Raw genomic sequence first — 20,649 nt, forward strand, 5'->3', positions numbered from 1 at the left:
GCCGTATGCACATAGCCATGATGCGGCAGGTATGACTGGTCAGTCTGCTGCATCCAGAGCGTGACGGGCTGCGCGATCAGTTGCTTGAGTTCGATCTGGCTCGCCGTCGAAACGGTATCCACCTTGAAACTATAATTGCGGCCGATGCGCGAATGCCCCACAACACGCAGCGGCAGCAATACGTCCTTGCCCAAAGGCGTATCCAGTTTCAGCATGCGATTGTTCTGGACCACGCCCCGGCTGACACTTTGAATCAGATCGTTGAGGTTCATCAGATGTGTTCCTGTCGTCGAGTCTGTGCTGGACTAAGCGAGAATCGACTCGCCACTACGGGCCTTGCAGCGGATGAGTTCCCGTCGGGTCTTCTTTGACAGGACTGTCAGTTGCGTGAAGTTGTTGATGTGGACGTACAGGCCAAAGAACCGGTCCAAGACACTGATGAAGGTGCTCAGACTGGAGCTGACGAAGTGTTCTTCGTCCAGAGTAAGCCGGATCTCGATGCCAGGAACGTAGATCGGAAACGGATGCTTACCCATCTCCGGTGTTGGTGCCATCCGCTCCATTGCGGGTGTCGCTTCGAGTGACGCGATTCCATTGATATGTAGCGCAGACACGGATGTGTGCCGTTGATCGTAGATCCTCAGCATTTCTTTTAGCGTTGTCTCGCCATTGGTTGCGAGCGAAAGCTGGTTCAGCGACAGATGCGAAATGATCTGCCAATGCGCCGCGTTCCGCCGGTCGAAGCGTGTAGTTTGCGTTGGCCTCATCAGCAGCGCGATTCTCTGGCCAAGTGGCGCGCCGCTGATGAAAAGATCGCCGCCCGGCTGCCCGATCGAAAGATGTTCAGGCAGTTCTCGATTGGTGGCGGTGACATCGATGCTGAGCGTATCGACCTGGGCCGCGGTTGGGTTGAAGCCCAGATCTACGACGGATAATTCAGTTTCGTAACCGGGGCTGTGCTGGGCCACCCAGTCATTTCGACGCGCGTACCAATAGAGCCCGGCCTGCGATGCCTCCGCGTGGCGCAGAGAAAAGAAAGGCCGGAGTTCGGCGATCTCCTCGCTGCGGTCCTTCTTCTTGTGCACAAGGCGAACAGAGTCGATGGAGTAAACCTCGTACGCAAATGCTTTATGGCTGTCGCTCACAACCGGGTATGCCGTGGCCTGCTGCGTGAGCAGCACAGGTGTGGCCGGCTTTCTGAACAGGTTGATGACCGGCGTGCAGAAGAGGCGCAGGTGATGTGCCGCGAGGGAGTCCAGTATTCCCGCCGCGTGTGAGCCGCCACGCATCTCCCTGACGGCCAGGTGCAACGTGATGCGCTGGCATGGACCAGCCGCTCTGGTCATCGCAGCCAGATCGAAATCGACGAAACCGAATTTTTCAGGGAACGCGAAATACTCGGTAAGCAGTCGATAGGCCGGGTTTGCGTGATCCGGGAAGTCGATCAGTGCATCGATCTCATCGAAGCCGACCTCGGCAACCGGAACGCGCGCCAGGCGCGTCCAGCGTCCTCCGGATTCTGTTTCGACGAAAGCTTCCAGCGAGTGAAGAAACAGTGCGTCGTTTAGTGATGCAACGATCGGTTGATCACCCGACAAATGCGCGCGCACCTGATCGAGCTTCAGGCTGCCCAAGTCAAACTGGGGTGCAGTCGATTCGAATGTGATTGAAAGCACGCCCGCAGTATTGGGCGGCACGACAGCTACGCCGGGGCCTGGGCCGCCTGGTGCGTAGCGGGCGCTGAGCACACGGATCGGAGCAAGCACTACATCATATGCCGTACGGAAGGTGCAGCGAACGCCGCGCACCGGATGGGATTTCGCTTGCGTACCTCGTGCAATAACGTGGGGCTTCGTCAACTGATTGATTTCGTCCCCACCGCTGAACTGTGCGATGGAACAAGCCGGAAATGGTCGCAAGTAGTGTGGATACTGCACTTCGAGCAGCGCGTCCGTAAATTCCGGGTAATCGTCTTCGAGTTTCTTGCTGATGCGCGCGTTCAGAAATGCCACAGACTCTATGAGCCGTTCGACGTGCGGATCCGCGGCCATCTCGCCACGCATGCCGAGGCGCCCCGCGGTCTTTGGATAGCGTTCGGAAAATTCGCCCGAATACCGGCGCAGATACGCCAACTCCTGCTCGTAATACGGCAACAGATCGTCCATCGCGGAAATTCCTTAAACCTTGCCTTTGGCCCGTGTCACGGAGTACTGGTGGGTCGATGGTTGCAATAGCGCGTCGAAATTAACCGGCGCTTGTGCCGGATGTACAACGAGCAAGGCCTTGATCGCGAAGTGCAGCACGCTGACGCACTGTTCACGAACGGCAAGCGCCACCTCGACACCTTGCAGCCGCGGCTCGTGACGCGTGATCGCACGCTTGATCGACGCACAGATGAAGCTTCGATCTTCGGAGCTCGCAAGACTGCGATCCGAGAAATCGTTTAGCCCGTAGGTCAGCATCGACCCGGCACATTCGCGAAACAGCTCCAACTGAGCTTCGGAAAACGCCATGCGGGTGTTCAGCAGTGACTCCAGATCGCGGGCCACGGAGTGCTTGATCTCATCCAGTGAATGGGTGCGCACGGTCGACGGGTTCGACTCCGTCGGATAGCCGCCAAACAGCTTGTCGAACAAACTCGGATTGAAACGCATCTGTGATGCCCGCCATTCGAATAAAGTCGATGCGGGCTGCGCGGAGGTGCTCCAGTGCGAACCCACGCGCTGGAGAATACGATAGACAGGGATGCGAAAGTTCTGCTTTTTGAGTCAGCCTTTTCCGCTATGCAGGCAGGCCAATCGAGTCGCTGATCATTACCTCTTTCCAGAGCGAAGAGTTTATCTAACGCGAAGCATCAATTTATCTGGTTTGCTGACTGGTTCGAGGGCAGGGTAAGCTTGCGACACCGCTGCGCCATCAAGCCCGCTCACTTACGCCGAGGATTGCGTCATGCTGAAAAACATCGTCACGCCACTGCTCGATATCGCCTACGACGAACAGGGCGATTCATCCGGATGGCCGGTCGTGCTGCTGCACGGCTTTCCCTACGATATCCATGCGTACGACGAGGTCGCGCCACTTCTCGTGCCGCGCGGCGCGCGCGTGATCCGTCCTTATCTGCGTGGCTATGGGCCCACGCGTTTCCTCGCATCGACAACCGTCCGCTCGGGCCAACAGGCCGCACTTGGCGCAGACCTGCTCGCGCTGCTCGACGCGCTAGAGATCGAAAAGGCCGTGCTGGGCGGCTACGATTGGGGTGGCCGCGCCGCATGCGTAGTAGCCGCGTTGTATCCATCGAGAGCACGTGGTCTGGTATCCGCCAACGGCTACAACATCCAGAACATCGCCGCTTCCGCGCGGCCGGACGATCCTGAGAAGGAATACCGCCTGTGGTACCAGTACTACTTCCATGGCGAGCGCGGACGCGCGGGCTTGACCGAAAAGCGCCGTGCGTTGTGCCGTCTCCTATGGTCGCAGTGGTCACCGACCTGGCGCTTCGACGACGCCACCTACGAGCGTTCAGCCAGCGCCTTCGACAACCCGGATTTCGTCGACGTCGTGATTCATTCGTATCGGCATCGGTATGCGCTCGTCGATGGCGATCCACAGTTCGAAGAGATGGAGCGTCGTCTGGCAGCGACGCCGCAGATTGCCGCGCCGACCATCACGCTCGAAGGCGACGCCGATGGCGTGACGCCACCGGGACGGTCATGCGATTTCTCTGCACGATTCACCGGCCGTCACGAGAATCGCCTCGTGCCGAATGCCGGCCACAACCTCCCACAAGAGGCGCCGCAAGCCTTCGCCGATGCGGTGCTCGACGTCAACAGCTGGGCGGGGTAACGCGTCGCTGTCAGGCGCCGTCGTGAGCGATGACTTTCTGAAGATAATGCTCGAGCACCGTCACGTCGTGTTCCGGTCCGCGCGCGGCGATCACCTGATCCGGCCGGATCAACACCCATCCCGCCGCGTCGAACCCGTAGCGGTTGCGCGCATCGCCCCGCGGATCCGCTGCTGTACCGATCGCGATCGTCTGCAGTGCGGCCGCGTGAGGTGCCGCACACAATGCCGCCGGCGCTTGCGCCGGGCTCCCATCGCCGAACACCAGCAGCGTGTGGCGCTCGTTGAGCAGCGGCCAGAGCCTGCGCTCATCGTCCGCATCGCCAAGCCAGTTGATCTCGAGCGCGCGGGTTCCCACCGAGCCGCGTGAGCGGTGCTGCGCCGCTCCACCCAGGGCCACCAGCGGACCGTTGCGATAGGCGATCTCCGTTTCCGACATCTCCGTGCGCAATTTATGCTGCAACGCCGGCATATGGTCGAGCACGCGTACTGCAGCATCGCGCACCACTCGCGCGAGCGCGTGCGGCGCCATGCCGACGTGCAACATGCGCGCCGCGTTGGTGATCACGTCGTGCGCAACCGGCCGCCGTTCGGCTTCGTAGCTGTCCAGCAGCGTCGGCGCATGGCCGCGGCCGTGGATCACATAGGCGAGCTTCCAGCCGAGATTGGCGGCGTCCTGAATGCCGGTGTTCATCCCTTGTCCACCGGCCGGGCTGTGAATATGCGCGGCATCGCCGGCAATAAACACACGCCCGCTTCGATAGTGCGCGGCTAAACGCTCGTTGATGCGGAACGTCGACATCCACCCCGGCTCCGACAGGCGCGCTCCGGGCGGGCCATGACGCGTCATGTTCTGCTGCAGTTCGTCGAGCGTCGGCGGTTCCTCGCCGCGCGCGTCCGCGACGTCGTCATGGCGCCGGCTGATCACGCGCCATACGTTCTGCGCGAACGGAAACAGTGCGATGGTCCCGCCGTCGTGCCACCAGATGTGGATGCTGTGCTCATCGAGTTCGGTATTGTCGATGCGCACGTCGCCGAGCAGATAGCTTTCCGATTCCGTATAGCCATCGAAGGGAATGTCGAGCGCGTGGCGCACCGCGCTGCGTGCGCCGTCGGCGCCGACCACCCACGCTGCGTGCGCCGTTTCCGTGCGTCCGTCGGCGTGGCGAAGCATGACCCGCACGCAATCCGCTTCTTCAGTCAGGCCGGTCAATTCGACGCCGCGCTCTATCGTGCCACCCAGTTTGACAAAGCGCTCGGCGAGGATCGCCTCGGTTTGCGACTGCGGCAGCAGAATCGGCTGCGGATATGCGCTGTCGATGCCTTCGCCCATCGGAATGCGCGCAAGACGCTGCGCGCCGTCGCCGAAGGTGACCTGCCGCAACGGCACGCTGGCGCGCCCGAAGTCCGGCCCGACGCCGAGGCTGCCCAGCACTTCGAGGCTGGCCGGCCACACAGCCAATGCCTTCGACAGGTTCGCCGGCTGTTCCAGCCGGTCGATCAGACGAACTTCGATGCCGTAGCGCTGCAGCGTCAGCGCTAGCGTCAAACCGGTTGGACCGGAGCCGACTATCAGTACGCGGGCAGGTTGCTCCATGACGATCTCCACGTTGGATGAAGAATGCAGGCAGGGAAGGCGACCACGAACGGCGACTACGAACGGCACAAGCGGCTTTGCATCAGTCTATTGGCTGGCGCGGAATTAGCAAAGGGTCGGCGCGCAGCGCGCGTTACGGCAGCTCCCTGACGTCGGTCGTCGCCAGTTTGCCGAATTCGTCGCCGAGCACATAGTCGAGCATCTTCGCCGCCGCGTCGTGCGGCAGCGTCAGCTTGCCGCTTTGTTTCAGCTCGACAAAGCGTTCCCGTTGCGGAAACTTTTCGAGTGCCGAAGCGCGCACCTCGGCCTGCATATTCGTATCGACCACACCGGGCGCGATGCTGCAGATGCGCAGCGCGCGATTCGCATCGAGCGCGACCGAGCGCGCGTGATGATCGAGCGCCGCCTTGGTTGCGCAATACACGCTCCAGCCGGGGTACGGATTGCGGCCTGCGCCGCTCGAGATGTGGACGATGCGGCGGTCCTCGGCCTGCGTACTGGCCGTCGTGACTGCGCTGGCGAGCATCAGCGGCGCCGCAACATTCAGGCTTACCGCTTGAGCGATCGTGGCGGGGTCTTGCGTGTCGAGCGGGCCGACCGGCTGCACCGTGCCTGCGTTGTTGATCAGCAGCACCTGCTGCGCATCGCCGATAAAACGCTGCAGATGATCGCCTGCCAGCCATTGCGCGACGCGCGCCGTATCGGCGAGATCGAGCTCGATTTGCTCGAACAGGTCCGCATGACGCTGCGCGAGCGTCGCGTGCCGCGAACGCGCGATGCCGAGCACGGCAAAGCCGCGGGCGAGCAATTGCTCGGCAAGCGCCTCGCCCAGACCATGTGTATGCCCGGTGACGATTGCGCGACGCGTGGAGGTGTGATTGTGGACCGACATGTTTTTAATTTCCGTGAAAGGTGGCCGTAACTTCGCAGTGGCGTATTTTCTCACGTGAGCTTTTTGTGTTGCCGGCGCGCAGCGCAAACCAGAAAAACGAACCTGCTACGGGCTCGGCTAGCAGGCTCAGGTGTTTTGAAAGCGCTCGCGATACTGCTTCGGCGTCGCACCTATCCGCTTCGCAAACACAATCCGCATGCGGTCGGCCGTACCAAAGCCGCAGTCGTACGCAATCGTCTTCAACGCGAGGTTCGTGCTTTCCAGCTGCGTGCGCGCCGCATCCATACGCGCGCGCTCGATGAACTCATGCGGCGTGACCTGCGTTTCCTGCACGAACACGCGCGCAAAATTGCGTGCGCTCATGCCGGCTACGTCCGCCAGTTCCTTCACGGTAAAGCTGTTGCCGATATGCGCCATCACATGCGCTTGCACTTTCGCGACCGGCGAGGTGTCATCGGCAGGCGCGGTCAGATACGGGCTGAACTGCGACTGCCCGCCCTGGCGCTGCGAAAACACCACCAGCCGCTTGGCCACCGCGAGCGCGACTTGCGGGCCGTGGTCTTCGGAAACCAGCGCGAGCGACAGATCGATGCCCGCAGTAACGCCCGCCGACGTGACGAGCCGGTCGTCGCGCAGATAAATGCGGTCGAAGTCGACCTGCGCCTTCGGAAATTGCGCGGCGAGTTGCGCTGCATGCTGCCAGTGAGTCGTCACTTTGCGTTCGTCGAGCAGCCCCGCATGACCAAGCGCGAACGCACCGGTGCAGATCGAGCCATAACGGTTGCAGCGCGCCGCGACGTTGCGCAGCCAGTCGACCAGACGCGCATCGGGTTCGGCCTCCGGCAACGTCGGGCCGCCGGCGATCAGCGCGAGATCGAAACCGTGCGCGCAGCGCTCGAAGGTTTCGTCGGCCGTGAGGGACATGCCGTTCGACGCGCGCATCGTGCCGCTATCGGCCGCCAGCAGCGTGACCTCATAGCGCTGCGCGGCATCGATGAACCGGTTCGCTTCGTCGAACACGTCGACCGGGCCCGCCACATCCAGTGCCTGTACGCCCGGAAAGATCGCAATCGCGACGCTCGACATCGACTCGTCTCCTGAAAAAACGTCCGCGCCGTGCCGTGGCAGCAGACGCGGTATGTCTGGCAGAGTTGTGCGGTGCGCCGCGATTGTCCGGCGAGTCTCGCTCGCCAATACTGCAATCAACTTATCCGTTTCGTCATCGATCAGGAGCGCACCATGAAACAGCATAGCAAATCCGTCCCCCAATCCTCGTCAGAGGGTAACGCTGCCCACGCGCCGCACGTCATCAGCGCCGAGCGACAAGAGCAACTGGTCGATCAGGCCTTGATGGATAGCTTTCCGGCGAGCGATCCGGCGCCGCTGTATTCGTTTAACTGATGCGGCATTGCAGTATCCGTATCGAAGCACGCGACGCGCGCAGCGGTAGCGCTTCCACACACGCAATGCGAAGCGGCATCGCGCGCGGCGCAGTGCGCATCGTGTTCGCGTAACGCCCGTGGGGCGGCACTTTGCCCGATTGCCAGCGATGTGAGCCGCATCACGGCAAAATACGGACCGACTCCCACTCCTCGCTTTGTGCGCACCAGACATATGGTTTTGAAGAACCTGCTTAGACGTCTCGATCTCACGACCTTGCAGCTATTCATCGCTGTCTATGAAGAAGGCACGCTGACGCGCGCTGCGGAACGCGAGGCCATTGCCATTTCAGCGGCGAGCAAGCGTCTGCTCGAACTCGAGCAGGCGGTCGGCGCGACGCTGTTCCAGCGCACCGCACGCGGCATGACGCTGACGGCGGCGGGTGAAACGCTGCTGCATCATGCGCGGCGCGTGATGCGCGACGTCGAGAATATCGGCATCGAGCTCGCCGGCCACGCAACCGGCGTGCGCGGCTACGTGCGGATGATGGCCAATCTGTCGGCCATCGTCGAATTTTTGCCGGAAGACCTGCGCGCCTTTCTGTCCGCCAACGAGCAGATCAAGATCGACCTCGAGGAGCGGCCGAGCGGCGGCGTCGTCGAAGCGGTTGCCGATAGCCTCGCGGACCTCGGCATCTGTTCCGGCGAGGCCGATACGCGCGGCCTGCAGGCCACCCACTATCGGCACGATTCGCTGGTGGTGGTGATGCGCGAAGACCATCCGCTGGCGGGCCGCGAGCGCGTAGCGTTCGCCGAAACGCTAGACAGCGATCACGTCGGCCTGCATTCGGCCAGCTCGATCAATGCACGCACGCACATGGCCGCGCGCCACGCGGGCAAGCCTTTGCGGCTGCGCATCCACGTGCCGGGCTTCGACGCGGTATGCCGGATGGTGCAGGCCGATATGGGCGTCGGCGTGCTGCCGGCCAACGTGTTCGAGATCATGGGGCGGCCGCTCGGCCTCGTCGCGGTGAAGCTCGAAGACGACTGGGCCGAACGCAATCTGGTGATCGTGGTGCGCGACGTCGGCGCGCTTTCGCCAGTCGGAAAACTGCTTTTCGACCATCTGCAAGCCGTCGAGAAGGCCGTCCCAGCAGGGGTTTGAGCCGGGTCCCGATGAGCGTTCGCGTTTCGCGAAAGCTCATTGGTAAATTGCGGTTGGAAGTCGCTGCGCGCCGCTTCTAAGCTGTTCTCCAACGTGTTTTCAAGATTCAGGAGACAGCATTATGAGTGGCCCCTTGAAGGGTATCCGGGTCGTCGAGATCGGAACGCTTATCGCCGCGCCGTTCGCCGCGCGGCTTCTCGCCGAATTCGGCGCCGAAGTCATCAAGATCGAAGCCCCCGACGGTGGCGATCCCCTTCGCAAATGGCGCAAGCTGCATGAGGGCACGTCGCTCTGGTGGTATCTGCAATCGCGCAACAAGAAGTCGATTTGCGTGAACCTGAAGTCGGCCGAAGGCGCCGACGTCGTCAAGCGTCTGGCTGCAGACGCGGACGTCTTTATCGAAAACCTCCGCCCGGGCGCGCTCGAAAAGCTCGGCCTCGGCTGGGACACGCTGCACGCGATCAATCCGAAGCTGACCATGGTGCGCATCTCGGGCTACGGTCAGACCGGCCCGTACCGCGATCGTCCGGGCTTCGGCGCGATCGGCGAAGCGATGGGCGGGATCCGCTTCACGACCGGCGAGCCGGACGGCGCTCCGGCGCGCGTCGGTGTCAGCCTCGGTGATTCGCTGGCTTCGCTGCATGGCGTGATCGGCGCGCTGATGTCGCTGCTGCGCGTGAAAACGGGGCAGGGCGAAGGGCAGGTGGTCGACGTGTCGCTGGTCGAGAGCGTGTTCAACCTGATGGAAAGCCTCGTACCCGAGTACGACCTGCTCGGCCACGTGCGCGAGCGTAGCGGCGGCGCATTGCCGGGCATCGCGCCGTCGAACACGTATCGCACCGAAGACGGCAGCTACGTGGTGATCGCCGGCAACAGCGATCCGATTTTCAAGCGGCTGATGCAACTGATCGGCCGTCAGGACCTCGCGGACGATCCGGCGCTCGCACGCAACGACGGCCGCGCCGCACAAAGCGCGATGCTGGATGCGGCGATTACCGCATGGACGTCGCATCACTCTGCCGCCGACGTGCTGGCTGCGCTGGAGCGCGCCGAAGTGCCGGCGGGCCGTATTTACTCGGTGGCCGACATCGTTAGCGATCCGCATTATCAGGCGCGCGAGATGTTGCTGCAGGCCGATTTGCCGGGCGGCGCGCAGGTGAAGATGCCGGGCATCGTGCCGAAGCTTTCCGATACGCCGGGTGAAGTGCGCTGGACGGGGCCGACGCTCGGCCAGCACACCGAGAGCGTGCTGGCGGATCTGGGTTTCAAGGCGGAAGACATCGAGCGGCTGCGCCGCGAAGGGGCCGTGCAATGAGAGACGACGTTCAATACGACAAGCTGATCGTTCAGGAAGTCGCACCGCGCGACGGCCTGCAGATGGAAAAGACGTGGGTCGAAACGGCCGACAAGGTCGCGATGATCGACGCGCTGTCGACCTGCGGTTTCACGCGCATCGAAGCGGGTTCGTTCGTGTCGCCGAAAGCGATTCCGGCGCTGCGCGACGGCGAAGCGGTGTTCCACCAGATCAAGCGCAACCCGGATACGGTCTACACCGCGCTGATTCCGAACCGGCGCGGCGCGGAGCGCGCGCTCGAAGCGAAGGCCGACGAACTGAACCTCGTGATGTCGGCGAGCCAGACGCACAACCAGGCGAACATGCGCATGACGCGTGAGCAGTCGCTCGCCGCGTTCGCCGATGTGATCGCGCTCGCGCGCGGCAGCGACGTGCTGCTCAACGGCACGGTCGCGACGACTTTCGGCTGCCCGTTCGAAGGCAAGATCGACGAAGACCTCGTGATGTCGATCGTCGATCAGTACCTCGAGCTCGGCATGCAGGGCATCACGCTCGCCGATACGACCGGCATGGCGAACCCGCGGCAGGTGGCGCGCATCGTCAAGCGCGTGCTGACCCGCATCACGCCGGGCCAGTTGACGCTGCACTTCCACAACACGCGCGGCCTCGGCCTCGTCAACGTGATGGCCGCGTATGAAGTGGGCGCGCGCCGCTTCGACGCGTCGCTCGGCGGCCTTGGCGGCTGCCCGTTCGCACCGGGCGCGTCCGGCAACATCTGCACCGAAGACCTCGTGAATATGTGCGACGAAGTGGGCATTCCGCACGGCATCGATCTGGACAAGCTGATCACGCTGTCGCGCGCGCTGCCTGCATTGCTCGGCCACGAAGTGTCGGGGCAACTGATGAAGGCTGGCCGCAACAAGGATCTGCATCCGGCGCCGGCTGGACTCGCTTGCCTGTAACGCTGGTTTTATCGACGTTTGTTCTTGAACAGCAGCACCCACACCGTAACCCAACCACATCGAACTACATTCATGACCGGAGGGCCTCGCCGAATCCGGCACGGAGACACAAATGAGTGACCTAGGCGCAGTCGCAGCACAGCAACCGACCACCACCGGCATACAGGACGCCGCGGCCATCGTCCGCAAGGTGGCCTGGCGGCTAATGCCGCTGATCATGATCTGTTATCTGTTCGCTTTCTTCGACCGGATCAACATCAGCTTTGCGAAGTTTCAGCTGCAAAGCGATCTCGGCTTTTCCGATACCGCCTACGGCCTGGGCGCCAGTCTCTTTGTGATCGGCTATGTGCTGTTCGAAGTGCCGAGCAACATGTTCCTGTTCCGGGTCGGCGCGCGGCGCTGGATCGCGCGCATCATGATTTCGTGGGGTCTCGCGACGGCCGCGATGGTGTTCGTGCATACCGAGTGGCAGTTCTACGGGCTGCGCTTCGTGATCGGCGCGATGGAAGCGGGCTTCGCACCGGGCGTGCTGTACTACCTGACGCTGTGGTTCCCGCAGAGTTTCCGCGGCCGCATTACGTCGCTGCTGTTCCTTGCGTCGGCGTTCTCGGGGCTGATCGGCGCGCCGCTGTCGGGCCTTGTGCTGAGCAACATGGATGGCGTCGCGGGCATTCGCGGCTGGCACTGGCTGTTCCTGCTCGGCGGCCTGCCGTGTATCGTGCTCGGCTTGCTGGTGCTGAAGGTGTTGAAGGATCGCGTCGAGGATGCGGGCTGGCTGAATCCGCAGGAGAAGGCGTATCTCGCGGGCCAGATTTCGAACCAGACGCAGCAGAAACATGGCAACCAGTCGCTTGCCGATGCGATCCGCACGCCGGGTTTCCTGACGCTTGGTCTGGTGTATTTCCTGATTCAGATCGCGTCGTATGGCCTGAACTTCTGGGCGCCGCAGCTGATTCGCAGCGCTGGCACGCACAACCCGACGATCATCGGTTTGCTGACCGCGATTCCGTATGTGTTCGGCGCGATCTGCATGGTCGTCGTAGGTCGCATTTCGGATGCGACCGGCGAGCGCCGCAAATACATCGCCGGCCTGCTGCTGATGGCCACGGTGGGCTTCCTCGCGGCCGGCATTTTCGACAAGCAGACTGTCTTCCTGGTAATCGCGCTGGCGGTGATGGGCGCGGGCGTGGTCGCATCGATTCCGGCGTTCTGGGCGTTGCCGCCGAAGCTGGTGACGGGCGCCGGCGCGGCAGGCGGCATGGCGCTGATCAATACGCTTGGGCAGTTGGGCGGCATCGTCAGCCCGGTGATGGTCGGCCGGATTCGCGATGTGACCGGCAGCACGACACCGGCCCTGTATGTGATCGCCGCGATGAGCTTCGTGTGCGCGCTGATCGTGATGTTCGGTTTGCCGGAGGCGCTGCGCCGCAAGGATCAGGTAGCAAACTGAACGATGCAGGGATCAGGTACGGCTCGCTGTATGCGGGCTGACGAGGGAGCGGGATGGGCGGTCTGCGAAGGCCGCGCTCCGGCTCCCTTGGCTTTTGTGCGAGTGTGTTCCGGCTTCCTCCGTTAGCGCGCGGCCTGCTCTTTCAAAAACCCGCTCACTCTCGCAAGCCCTTTTTCGAGCACCTGCCGGTTGTTCGCAAAGCCGATGCGCACGTAGCCTTCGATGTCGAACGCGCTGCCCGGCACGAACATCACGCCGGTCCGCTCCACCAGCGCGACGCACAAATCGCGCGAGTTCATACCGACATCGAAGCGCACGAGCGCCGTCGTGCCCGACCTGGGTTTCACGTACGAAACAGCGGGTTCCTGTGCAATCCACGCATCGAGCAGTGCGAGGTTGGTGCGCAGGATGTCGTGATTGCGCGCAAGCAACGCAGTACGATTTTCCAGCGCAAGCGACGCCAGCAGATCGTTCAGCATGCCGACGCTGATCGTGTTGTAGTCGCGATGGGTGCGCACGCGCGCGACCAGTTCGAGCGGCGCCGCCAGCCAGCCGATCCGCAGCCCTGCGAGCGACCACGTCTTCGACATGCTGCCGGTGCTGATGCCTTTCTCGTACAGATCCGCAATCGAAGCGGTGAAGCCGCTGCCGTGCTGGTCCGCGCCGCGATAGACCTCGTCGCACAGCACATATGCACCGCACGCGCGTGCGATGCGCACGATTTCTTCGAGAAACGGCTGGTCCATCAGCGAGCCGGTCGGATTGTTCGGGTTGTTCAGCGCGATGAGGCGCGTGCGTGGGGTGACCATGCGACGCAATTCGTCGAGGTCGGGCAGGAAGCCGTTTTCTTCACGCAACTGCAGAATGCCAACCTGCGCGCCGTAGCTTTCCGGAATCGAATAGTGCTGCTGGTAAGTGGGCAGTACCGAGATCACGTGATCGCCGGGTTCGACCAGCGTTTCGTACACCAGCGCGTTCGCGCCGATCGCGCCGTGCGTGATCAGCACGTTCGACGCCTGTTGATGGTCGTATAGCGATGCAACGTTGGTACGTAGCCGTTCGGTGCCGTCGATTGCGCCGTAGGTCAGCTTCATCGGCAGGATCTCGGCGAGGATCGCGTCTTCCTTGCCGGCGATGCGCAGCAGTTCGCCGACGGTCAGCGATTCGACGCAGGTTTCCGCCAGGTTCAGTTCACAGCGGTTTTCGTACAGGTCCATCCAGCGTTCGACTGCGAATTCCCGGATTTTCATGGGGTGTCCTTTCGGGGTGAATTCGTCGGTGCCGCAATGCGACGGGGCAGCAGGGCTGCAAGGCTTCGATGCGGCGCGCGTGGTCGGCGCGCCTATGGTGCGCGCGTGGGTGCCTTCGGCGTTCAGGCCGGCGTACGGGACGCGCCGCGCAGCGCTTCACGATACACGATCGGCGCGGCGCCGACCGCTTCGCGAAAGCGATGGCTGAAGTGGCTCGGGTTCGCATAGCCGCACTGCGCGGCGACTTCCGCCAGCGGCAACCCGGTGTGGCGCAATAGCGCCCGCGCGCGCTCGACGCGCTGCTGTGCGATCCACGCGTGCGGCGGCTTGCCGAACGACAGGCGGAACATTCGCGACAGATGATATTCGGACAGATTCGCGACCTGCGCGAGGTCGCCCAGCGTCAACGCTTGCGTCAGGTGCGCATCGATATAGTCGCGCAGCCGGCGGCGCGTCGCGCTCGACAGGCCGCCCTTGAGCGCCACGCCGGCGCGATTCACGCCCTGTACGCGCAGCAACTGCGTCAGTGCTTCGTGCGCGGTTTCATTTGCGCGCAGGCGGCCATCGGCATCGCTCCATGCGTCGTTTGCGAGCGACAGGCACAGGTTCGCGAGGCGCGCATCTTCGAAGTACGTGCGGTCCGCCAGCGTCAGTTCGCGCGGCTCGCGATCCAGTTCGCGGATCGCGCGCTGCGTGAAATGCGCGGGCAGAAAGTACAGATGAATGAAATGCATCGGCCCGCGCACCCACCAGCGCGACTGATGGTCGTCCGGCAGCGTACACAGCCGCGCCGGTCCGCCGAAAACGCCGGGCAGCTTTGCGCGTTCGGTGCGATAGCCGCCGTTCAGGTAGCACGACAGCGTATGGTGGCCTGGCTGGTCGTAGGCCGTTTCGGCTTCTTCCGCATTGCGGGTCCAGATCGCCGCGGCCAGCTGGTCGCCGAGCCATGCGAAACGCTCGAGCGTCGCATCGGTGTGCGCGAGCGTGTTGCAGATCGAGTGCGCGCCGAACGTAGCGTCGGCGGTAGCAGCGATGGCAGCAGCGGCGGTGGATGGACCGGGATTCACGACAGATTCGACAGGCGGTGCGCACGCGTTGAGGACCCACGCAGTATAAGGCGCGCCCCGCGAACCCGTGGCGCCGCCTCGAGAAAATGCGCAATTCTGGACAAGTGGCGGCGCGCGCCGCGGCGCACAGTGGCCAATCTGCTCACTCACTTCTTCGCGAACGCCCACTATGAATCTGATGCTCTACGCGCTGACCGTGCTGATCTGGGGCACCACGTGGATCGCGATCAAATGGCAACTGGATGTCGTGCCGCCGCCGGTTTCGATCGCGCTGCGCTTCTGGCTCGCGGCGCTCGTGATGTTCGCGCTGCTGGCCGTGCTGCGCCGGCCGCTACGCCCGCCGCGCGGCGCCTGGCGCTATCTGCTGGCGCAAGGAATCGCGCTGTTCTGCGTCAACTTCCTGTGCTTCTACTATGCGGAGCGCACCGTGCCGAGCGGCCTCGTGGCCGTGGTGTTCTCGGTTGCGCCGCTGCTCAATTCGATCAACGGCCGGCTGTTCCTCAAGCGGCCGCTGCAGCCGCAGGCGATTGCCGGCGCGCTGATCGGCTTTGCCGGCATCGTTTGCCTGTCGTTGCAGCAACTGCGTGGCCATCTTGGCGATACCGGCGTGCTGCTCGGCCTGCTGGTGGGCTTTGCCGGCACTATCTGTTTTTCGATCGGCAACCTGCTGTCGAGCCGCATGCAGGCGCTGGGGTTGCATCCGCTCACCACCAACGCCTGGGGGATGCTGATCGGCGCGACGGTGCTGACTGCCGGTAGCCTGCTCGCAGGCCTGCCGTTCGCGCCCGAAATGGATGCGCGCTACCTTGGCGCGCTGGTCTATCTGGCGGTGCCGGGCTCGGTGATCGCATTTACCGCGTATCTGACGCTGGTCGGGCGCATCGGGCCGGAGCGCGCCGCCTATTGCACGGTGCTGTTCCCGTTCGTCGCGCTGGCGGTTTCGACGGTGTTCGAGGGGTACCAGTGGTCAGCGCTAGCGGTGCTCGGCCTGGTGATGGTTGCGGTGGGCAATCTGGTTGCGTTCGGCTTCGTGCCGACGGTATTTCTGCGTAGTCGAAAAGTGCTTTGAAAATGCGCAAAAAATATCATTAAAAATCTATGCATAAATCATTCATCGATACGCATCAGACAGAAACATAAAAATTCAAATGCGCTAATAGAGTGGCTTTCTCTTCCTTGTGGACCGAATTGATGAATGCGGTTCGCGAGTAATGTTCGGATGAATCCAGGCTCCGCTGCCTGGCGGTTCATGCCGTCCATTTTCGCAAGGAAGTCCATCGTGAAAGCCCTGACACGTCTGGCGGCAACGCTATTGATGTTGAATAGCTTAGGCCCTGTTAATTGCAATGCGCAAAGCCAATTGAATTACACCACCTCGTGGATCGGTAATTCATTCGGTTTCGGCGACGGTAAATGGATGCAGCAGGATATCCAGGCAATTAACGTCGCACCGGACGGCACCGTCTATACCAACTCGCCGTGGGACGAGGCGGGCAGCGAAATCGCCGCGTACAAAGGCGGCGACAAGCTCGGCCTCGCTGCGGCTACGCACGGCTGGGGCGCAGCAGGCGGCGATGCCGTGACGTCGAACCACAGCTACGTGTATGCGGCCATGTCGATCGGCAACCAGAACGGCGGACTGGTCGGTGCCGATTACCCGCCGAACGGGCTGACGTGGTTCGGCATCACGCGTCGCACGGTTGGCAGCATCGGCAAGGGCGCACCGTTTGCGGGCGGCATTGCGAACAGCGCGAACGCCAGCAAGAACAGCTTTCTGGTGGTCGATACCGCGCCGGCCGGCGCCGATGCCGGCATTCGCGGGCTGGCGGCTAACGATAGCGAGCTCTACGTATCCAACCAGTACGCCAACCAGATCGTCGTCTACGACGCCAACACGATGTTGCGCAAGCGTGCTTTCAACGTGAGCTCGCCTGGGCGCCTCGCGCTCGATACGGATGGCACGCTGTGGGCGATTACCGGCGCGTTGGCGGGCCGTCCGGCGATTGCGCACTACACGGCGAGCGGTGCACCGCTCGCAGGCGCGCCGGTGCTACCGGCGAACGCGCTGCCCAGCGATCTGGCGATTGCGCCTTCGGGGCAACTGTGCATCGCCGACAACGGTCCGACCCAGCAGATCCTGGTCTACAACAAGCCAGCGAGCGGACGGGCCCAGCTTGCTTCGGCGATCGGCACCGCGAACGGCATTTTCCACGGTAATGCAGGCACGACCGGTGTCGGGCGCTTCAATGGCATTACCGGCATCGGCTTCGATGCGGCGGGCAACCTGTATGTCGCGCAGAACGGCGAAGGGCCGCGCGCGCTTGGGTCGGCGTCGGTGGGCTCGGGTGCGGTGCTGCAAAGCTTCGCGGGCATGTCGCGCGCGCTCAAATGGGAGCTCGACGGCCTGCTGTTCGTCGACGGCGCGACGTTCGACCCGGCATCGCCGAATACGATCTACACCGGCTCGAAGATCTTCACGATCGACTGGAGCAAGCCGGTCGGCCATCAGTGGACCTATTCGGCCTTTACAGTCGACCGCTTCGCGTATCCCGACGACCCTTCGCTGCGCATCGGCCGCAACGTGCGCGGCGAGCCGCTGGTGCGGCGCCTGAACGGCAACCGGCCGTATCTGTACACGCTCGATCCGTATTCGCATGAGCTGTACGTGTATCGCTTCGACGCCGCGCATGGCAGCATCGCGATCCCGTCGGGGATGTTTGCGGAAACGTCGGGCGCGAGCGATTTTCCGGCGGGCCAGCCGGCTATCGGCGAATGGCTATGGCGCGACCTGAACGGCGACGGCCATATCGCCGCCAGCGAGTTCAGCAGCAATCCGTCGACCGGCAGCAAGATCGGCAACAGCTTTATCTGGGTCGATACGCTCGGCAATGTCTGGTTCGGCACGCCGACGAGCGGTGTGCGCGAGCTGCCGTTGCAGGGCTTCGATGGATTCGGCAATCCGGTCTACCCGTACGCCGCGGCGAAGAGCTTCGCGATGCCGGCGCCGTTCACGCGCATCGGCCGCGTGCTGTACGTGCCGCAAACCGACACGATGTATATCGCAGGCTTTACCGCCGCGATTCCGTGGGATGCGTCGCGCTGGAAGGAGGCTGGCCCGGTGCTCGCGCGCTATGACAACTGGAGCTCGGGCACAGCCACGCCGCAATATGCGATCTCGCTGCCGTGGAATACGCAGGCCAATCCGCCGGTGACCACGGTCGGCGTGGCGACGGCCGGCAACTACCTGTTCGTGGCGGAGCTGTACACGCAGAAGATCACCGTGTATGACGCGCGCAGCGGGCAAATGGTCGGCGCGCTGACGCCGGATGCGAACGTTGGCAAGACGAGCGGCCAGGTCGACGTCGAACTGGGCATCAGCGCGACGCTGCGTGCGAATGGCGAGTACGACATTCTTGTCGAAGATGATGCGCGCGCGAAAATCCTGATGTACCAGTGGAAGCCGTAACGCGCGGCGCGCGCCAGTGCGGCGGAGCATGCGTTATGCGAGCGCGCGCGTGGACGAGCGTGCGCGATCGGTATATAACCAAATGACCCTTTCATTGGCCAGGCAATACGGAAACCATCATGACCGGCAATGCTGACGACCCCAAGCAACTCAACGACAAGCCCGATCTCGAGCACCTCGACGCGGCGGTGACGCACGTCGGAGAAATGGTGCAGTCCGGCAGTATCGCGGCGAGCGCGGCGCGCGGCATGCTGTACAGCCTGATCGAAACGCTCGGTACGCTGGTGGGCGACCCCGATCTTCCCGAGCATGCGCGCTCGGGTTATGAAGGTTTACTGGAAACGGCGCGTGAGTTGCGGCTCAAGATCGAGCGCTGAGGTGGGGCCCTGAGGTGAAGCGTTGAAGGTGAAGCGTTGAAGGTGAAGCGTTGAAGGTGAGGCGCTAACCCAAGGTGCTGACCCGAAGCGCCAAGGACATCGCGTGACGGCACGCATTGCTGCGCGTCGTCACGTCTGCTGCTTGCATCACGCGTCACGCGTACGCCATCACGCGTACGCCGTCACGCGCCCAGCGCCACCGCCTCGCCGTTGCGCACTGCCAGCATCTGATGGATCTGCGCGACCACCGCCGCGCCTTCACCCACAGCAGCCGCAACACGTTTGGTCGAACCGGCCCGCGCGTCGCCAATCGCGTACACGCCTTCTACGGACGTCTCGAGGTCGCACGACGAATCCGCGCCGGTCATCACAAAGCCCTTCGCATCGAGCTGCACGCCGCAGGTACGCAACCACGCGGTGTTCGGATCCGCCCCGGTGAACAGGAACAGATGCCGCACGTCGAGGCGATCCACGCCGTTCGCGAGCGGCGCCTTCAGCCCAACCGTCGCGAGCCCGCTGTCGTCGGTTTCGAGCCAACCCACTTCGCTGTGCGCGTGCACCGTCACGTTGGGCAGCGAGCGGATGCGGTCGATCAGATAGCGCGACATGGTTGCTTCGAAGCTGCCGCGGCGAATCAGCACGTGGATGTGCGCGCAGTGCGACGCGAGATAGACGATGCCCTGGCCGGCCGAATTGCCGCCGCCCACCACCACCACTTCCTGATGCTTGCACAGCTTCGCTTCGACCGGCGAAGCCCAGTAGTAGATGCCGCGGCCGTCGAGCGTGTCGAGCCCTTCGAGCTTGGGCCGCCGGTACACCGCGCCGGTCGCGATGACCACCGAATGCGAGCGGATATCGCCGATGTGGAAGCCCTTGTTGCAGGTCATTTCGAGCCGGTGCGGGCGCTCGTCGCAATGCAGCGTCTTGACCTTCATCGGAATCCCGACGTGCGCGCCGAATTTCTGCGCCTGCACGAAGGCGCGGCCGGCTAGCGCCTGGCCCGAGATGCCGGTCGGGAAGCCGAGGTAATTCTCGATGCGCGAGCTGGCGCCCGCCTGGCCGCCCGGCGCGCGGCTGTCGAGCACGATCACCGACAGACCTTCGGACGCCGCATAAACCGCTGTAGCGAGCCCTGCAGGGCCCGCGCCGACGATCGCCACGTCATACACGTGCCGCGCGTCGAGTTCGGGCAGCAGGCCGAGGGATGAGGCCAGTTCCGGGTCGGTCGGGCGGCGCAGCACCTTGCCGTCAGGGCACAGCACGAGCGGCAGATCCTCGGGCCCGGCGCCGAACTCTTCGGTCAGGCGCAGCGCGTCTTCGTTGGTTTCGTTGACGACCGAATGCGGATGACCGTTGCGGGTCAGGAAGCTTTGCAGTGCGACCAGCCGCGAGTCGTTGCTCTTGCCGACCAGCACCGGCCCCACGCCTTTTTCGATCAGCGCGACGCGGCGCAGGATCAGCGCACGCATGATGCGTTCGCCAAGCTCGGCTTCCGCGACGATCAGCGCGCGCAGCCGTTCCGGGGTGATCAGCACGGCGCTGACCGGCTCGATCGCGGTGCCGTCGACCAGCGCCGGACGGCCCGACAGCTGCCCGACTTCGGCGACGAACTGCGACGGCCCGTGCTCGACCACTGTTTGCTCGACGCCTTGCCAGCTGCGCTGCGTGACGCGTACCCGGCCCGACAGCAGCACGAACATGCCGGGGCTCACATGACCGGACCTGAACAGCATGTCGCCGGCGTGCCAGTGATGCAGATCGCCGAAGCGCCGCACGCGTTCGAGCTCGGCGGGCGTCAGCGTCAGGAACATCTGATGATGCCGTGTCGACAGTGACGAATAGGGCGCATCGGCGACTTCGGTGCCTTGCACTTCGCCTTCGCGGGATAAAAGCATCGGACCGCTCCTTGA

General features: G+C 63.4%; 18 protein-coding genes. 9 read left to right on the top strand and 9 right to left on the bottom strand.

Translation table 11 applies throughout. From position 1 onward, the window contains the following. From ACYVNQ_RS03320 to tssE, 3 genes are all read right to left on the bottom strand, one after another. Positions 1-272: contractile injection system protein, VgrG/Pvc8 family (locus tag ACYVNQ_RS03320; protein WP_460900845.1), on the bottom strand; the 272-nt coding region annotated here is incomplete at its 3' end. Between the two features lie 33 nt (positions 273-305). Then, positions 306-2,165 carry a type VI secretion system baseplate subunit TssF gene (gene tssF, locus ACYVNQ_RS03325; RefSeq protein WP_460900846.1) on the bottom strand — a complete coding sequence of 620 codons (1,860 nt, stop codon included), beginning with the start codon at positions 2,163-2,165 and terminating at the stop codon, positions 306-308. 12 nt (positions 2,166-2,177) lie between these two features. Next, a complete protein-coding gene (gene tssE / locus ACYVNQ_RS03330; RefSeq protein WP_460900847.1) occupies positions 2,178-2,654 on the bottom strand; it encodes a type VI secretion system baseplate subunit TssE in 477 nt (158 codons plus the stop codon). A 295-nt stretch (positions 2,655-2,949) separates the two neighbouring features. Here tssE and ACYVNQ_RS03335 point away from each other — a divergent pair, with 295 nt between their 5' ends. Then, positions 2,950-3,843 carry an alpha/beta fold hydrolase gene (locus ACYVNQ_RS03335; protein WP_460900848.1) on the top strand — a complete coding sequence of 298 codons (894 nt, stop codon included), beginning with the start codon at positions 2,950-2,952 and terminating at the stop codon, positions 3,841-3,843. A 10-nt stretch (positions 3,844-3,853) separates the two neighbouring features. Here the strand turns inward: ACYVNQ_RS03335 and ACYVNQ_RS03340 are convergent, their stop codons facing one another. From ACYVNQ_RS03340 to ACYVNQ_RS03350, 3 genes are all read right to left on the bottom strand, one after another. Further along, a complete protein-coding gene (locus ACYVNQ_RS03340; RefSeq protein ID WP_460900849.1) occupies positions 3,854-5,437 on the bottom strand; it encodes an FAD-dependent monooxygenase in 1,584 nt (527 codons plus the stop codon). Between the two features lie 133 nt (positions 5,438-5,570). Then, a complete protein-coding gene (locus tag ACYVNQ_RS03345) occupies positions 5,571-6,329 on the bottom strand; it encodes an SDR family oxidoreductase (protein ID WP_460900850.1) in 759 nt (252 codons plus the stop codon). Positions 6,330-6,455: 126 nt separating this feature from the next. Then, a complete protein-coding gene (locus ACYVNQ_RS03350; RefSeq protein WP_460900851.1) occupies positions 6,456-7,415 on the bottom strand; it encodes a GlxA family transcriptional regulator in 960 nt (319 codons plus the stop codon). A 153-nt stretch (positions 7,416-7,568) separates the two neighbouring features. On the opposite strand from ACYVNQ_RS03350, the gene ACYVNQ_RS03355 reads away from it, so the two are divergent. From ACYVNQ_RS03355 to ACYVNQ_RS03375, 5 genes are all read left to right on the top strand, one after another. Continuing rightward, positions 7,569-7,730 carry a hypothetical protein gene (locus ACYVNQ_RS03355; protein ID WP_460900852.1) on the top strand — a complete coding sequence of 54 codons (162 nt, stop codon included), beginning with the start codon at positions 7,569-7,571 and terminating at the stop codon, positions 7,728-7,730. A gap of 213 nt (positions 7,731-7,943) precedes the next feature. Continuing rightward, complete coding sequence (locus ACYVNQ_RS03360; RefSeq protein WP_460900853.1) at positions 7,944-8,873, top strand: LysR family transcriptional regulator; 930 nt, start codon at positions 7,944-7,946, stop codon at positions 8,871-8,873. A 121-nt stretch (positions 8,874-8,994) separates the two neighbouring features. After that, a complete protein-coding gene (locus ACYVNQ_RS03365; RefSeq protein WP_460900854.1) occupies positions 8,995-10,188 on the top strand; it encodes a CaiB/BaiF CoA transferase family protein in 1,194 nt (397 codons plus the stop codon). Continuing rightward, on the top strand, positions 10,185-11,129 hold the full coding sequence (locus tag ACYVNQ_RS03370) for a hydroxymethylglutaryl-CoA lyase (protein WP_460900855.1): 945 nt from the start codon (positions 10,185-10,187) through the stop codon (positions 11,127-11,129). The genes ACYVNQ_RS03365 and ACYVNQ_RS03370 overlap by 4 nt, the downstream gene beginning before the upstream one ends. A gap of 112 nt (positions 11,130-11,241) precedes the next feature. Further along, positions 11,242-12,579, top strand: coding sequence for an MFS transporter (locus ACYVNQ_RS03375; protein ID WP_460900856.1), 1,338 nt, complete (start codon positions 11,242-11,244; stop codon positions 12,577-12,579). Between the two features lie 122 nt (positions 12,580-12,701). On the opposite strand, the gene ACYVNQ_RS03380 is transcribed toward ACYVNQ_RS03375, so the two are convergent. Both ACYVNQ_RS03380 and ACYVNQ_RS03385 read right to left on the bottom strand, forming a co-directional pair. Further along, positions 12,702-13,829, bottom strand: a complete 1,128-nt coding sequence (locus ACYVNQ_RS03380) for an aminotransferase (protein WP_460900857.1) — start codon at positions 13,827-13,829, stop codon at positions 12,702-12,704. Between the two features lie 122 nt (positions 13,830-13,951). Further along, on the bottom strand, positions 13,952-14,896 hold the full coding sequence (locus ACYVNQ_RS03385; RefSeq protein ID WP_460900858.1) for a helix-turn-helix domain-containing protein: 945 nt from the start codon (positions 14,894-14,896) through the stop codon (positions 13,952-13,954). A gap of 169 nt (positions 14,897-15,065) precedes the next feature. On the opposite strand from ACYVNQ_RS03385, the gene ACYVNQ_RS03390 reads away from it, so the two are divergent. From ACYVNQ_RS03390 to ACYVNQ_RS03400, 3 genes are all read left to right on the top strand, one after another. Further along, positions 15,066-15,965: a DMT family transporter gene (locus ACYVNQ_RS03390; RefSeq protein WP_460900859.1), complete on the top strand. Its 900-nt coding sequence runs from the start codon at positions 15,066-15,068 to the stop codon at positions 15,963-15,965. Positions 15,966-16,145: 180 nt separating this feature from the next. Further along, entirely contained in the window at positions 16,146-18,362 is a 2,217-nt protein-coding gene (locus ACYVNQ_RS03395; protein WP_460900860.1) for an NHL repeat-containing protein, read from the top strand. Between the two features lie 119 nt (positions 18,363-18,481). Further along, positions 18,482-18,739: a hypothetical protein gene (locus tag ACYVNQ_RS03400; protein ID WP_460900861.1), complete on the top strand. Its 258-nt coding sequence runs from the start codon at positions 18,482-18,484 to the stop codon at positions 18,737-18,739. A gap of 182 nt (positions 18,740-18,921) precedes the next feature. On the opposite strand, the gene ACYVNQ_RS03405 is transcribed toward ACYVNQ_RS03400, so the two are convergent. After that, on the bottom strand, positions 18,922-20,634 hold the full coding sequence (locus ACYVNQ_RS03405; protein ID WP_460900862.1) for an FAD-dependent oxidoreductase: 1,713 nt from the start codon (positions 20,632-20,634) through the stop codon (positions 18,922-18,924). Between the last annotated feature and the right edge of the window lie 15 nt (positions 20,635-20,649).

The sequence above is a fragment of the Paraburkholderia jirisanensis genome (genome assembly GCF_054782355.1).

Excerpts from the sequence above, each read along its gene's own strand:
- tssF (WP_460900846.1), bottom strand. The coding sequence starts at position 2,165 with ATGGACGATCTGTTGCCGTATTACGAGCAGGAGTTGGCGTATCTGCGC.
- tssE (WP_460900847.1), bottom strand. The coding sequence starts at position 2,654 with ATGCGTTTCAATCCGAGTTTGTTCGACAAGCTGTTTGGCGGCTATCCG.
- ACYVNQ_RS03335 (WP_460900848.1), top strand. The coding sequence starts at position 2,950 with ATGCTGAAAAACATCGTCACGCCACTGCTCGATATCGCCTACGACGAA.
- ACYVNQ_RS03340 (WP_460900849.1), bottom strand. The coding sequence starts at position 5,437 with ATGGAGCAACCTGCCCGCGTACTGATAGTCGGCTCCGGTCCAACCGGT.
- ACYVNQ_RS03345 (WP_460900850.1), bottom strand. The coding sequence starts at position 6,329 with ATGTCGGTCCACAATCACACCTCCACGCGTCGCGCAATCGTCACCGGG.
- ACYVNQ_RS03350 (WP_460900851.1), bottom strand. The coding sequence starts at position 7,415 with ATGTCGAGCGTCGCGATTGCGATCTTTCCGGGCGTACAGGCACTGGAT.
- ACYVNQ_RS03355 (WP_460900852.1), top strand. The coding sequence starts at position 7,569 with ATGAAACAGCATAGCAAATCCGTCCCCCAATCCTCGTCAGAGGGTAAC.
- ACYVNQ_RS03360 (WP_460900853.1), top strand. The coding sequence starts at position 7,944 with ATGGTTTTGAAGAACCTGCTTAGACGTCTCGATCTCACGACCTTGCAG.
- ACYVNQ_RS03365 (WP_460900854.1), top strand. The coding sequence starts at position 8,995 with ATGAGTGGCCCCTTGAAGGGTATCCGGGTCGTCGAGATCGGAACGCTT.
- ACYVNQ_RS03370 (WP_460900855.1), top strand. The coding sequence starts at position 10,185 with ATGAGAGACGACGTTCAATACGACAAGCTGATCGTTCAGGAAGTCGCA.
- ACYVNQ_RS03375 (WP_460900856.1), top strand. The coding sequence starts at position 11,242 with ATGAGTGACCTAGGCGCAGTCGCAGCACAGCAACCGACCACCACCGGC.
- ACYVNQ_RS03380 (WP_460900857.1), bottom strand. The coding sequence starts at position 13,829 with ATGAAAATCCGGGAATTCGCAGTCGAACGCTGGATGGACCTGTACGAA.
- ACYVNQ_RS03390 (WP_460900859.1), top strand. The coding sequence starts at position 15,066 with ATGAATCTGATGCTCTACGCGCTGACCGTGCTGATCTGGGGCACCACG.
- ACYVNQ_RS03395 (WP_460900860.1), top strand. The coding sequence starts at position 16,146 with ATGCCGTCCATTTTCGCAAGGAAGTCCATCGTGAAAGCCCTGACACGT.
- ACYVNQ_RS03400 (WP_460900861.1), top strand. The coding sequence starts at position 18,482 with ATGACCGGCAATGCTGACGACCCCAAGCAACTCAACGACAAGCCCGAT.
- ACYVNQ_RS03405 (WP_460900862.1), bottom strand. The coding sequence starts at position 20,634 with ATGCTTTTATCCCGCGAAGGCGAAGTGCAAGGCACCGAAGTCGCCGAT.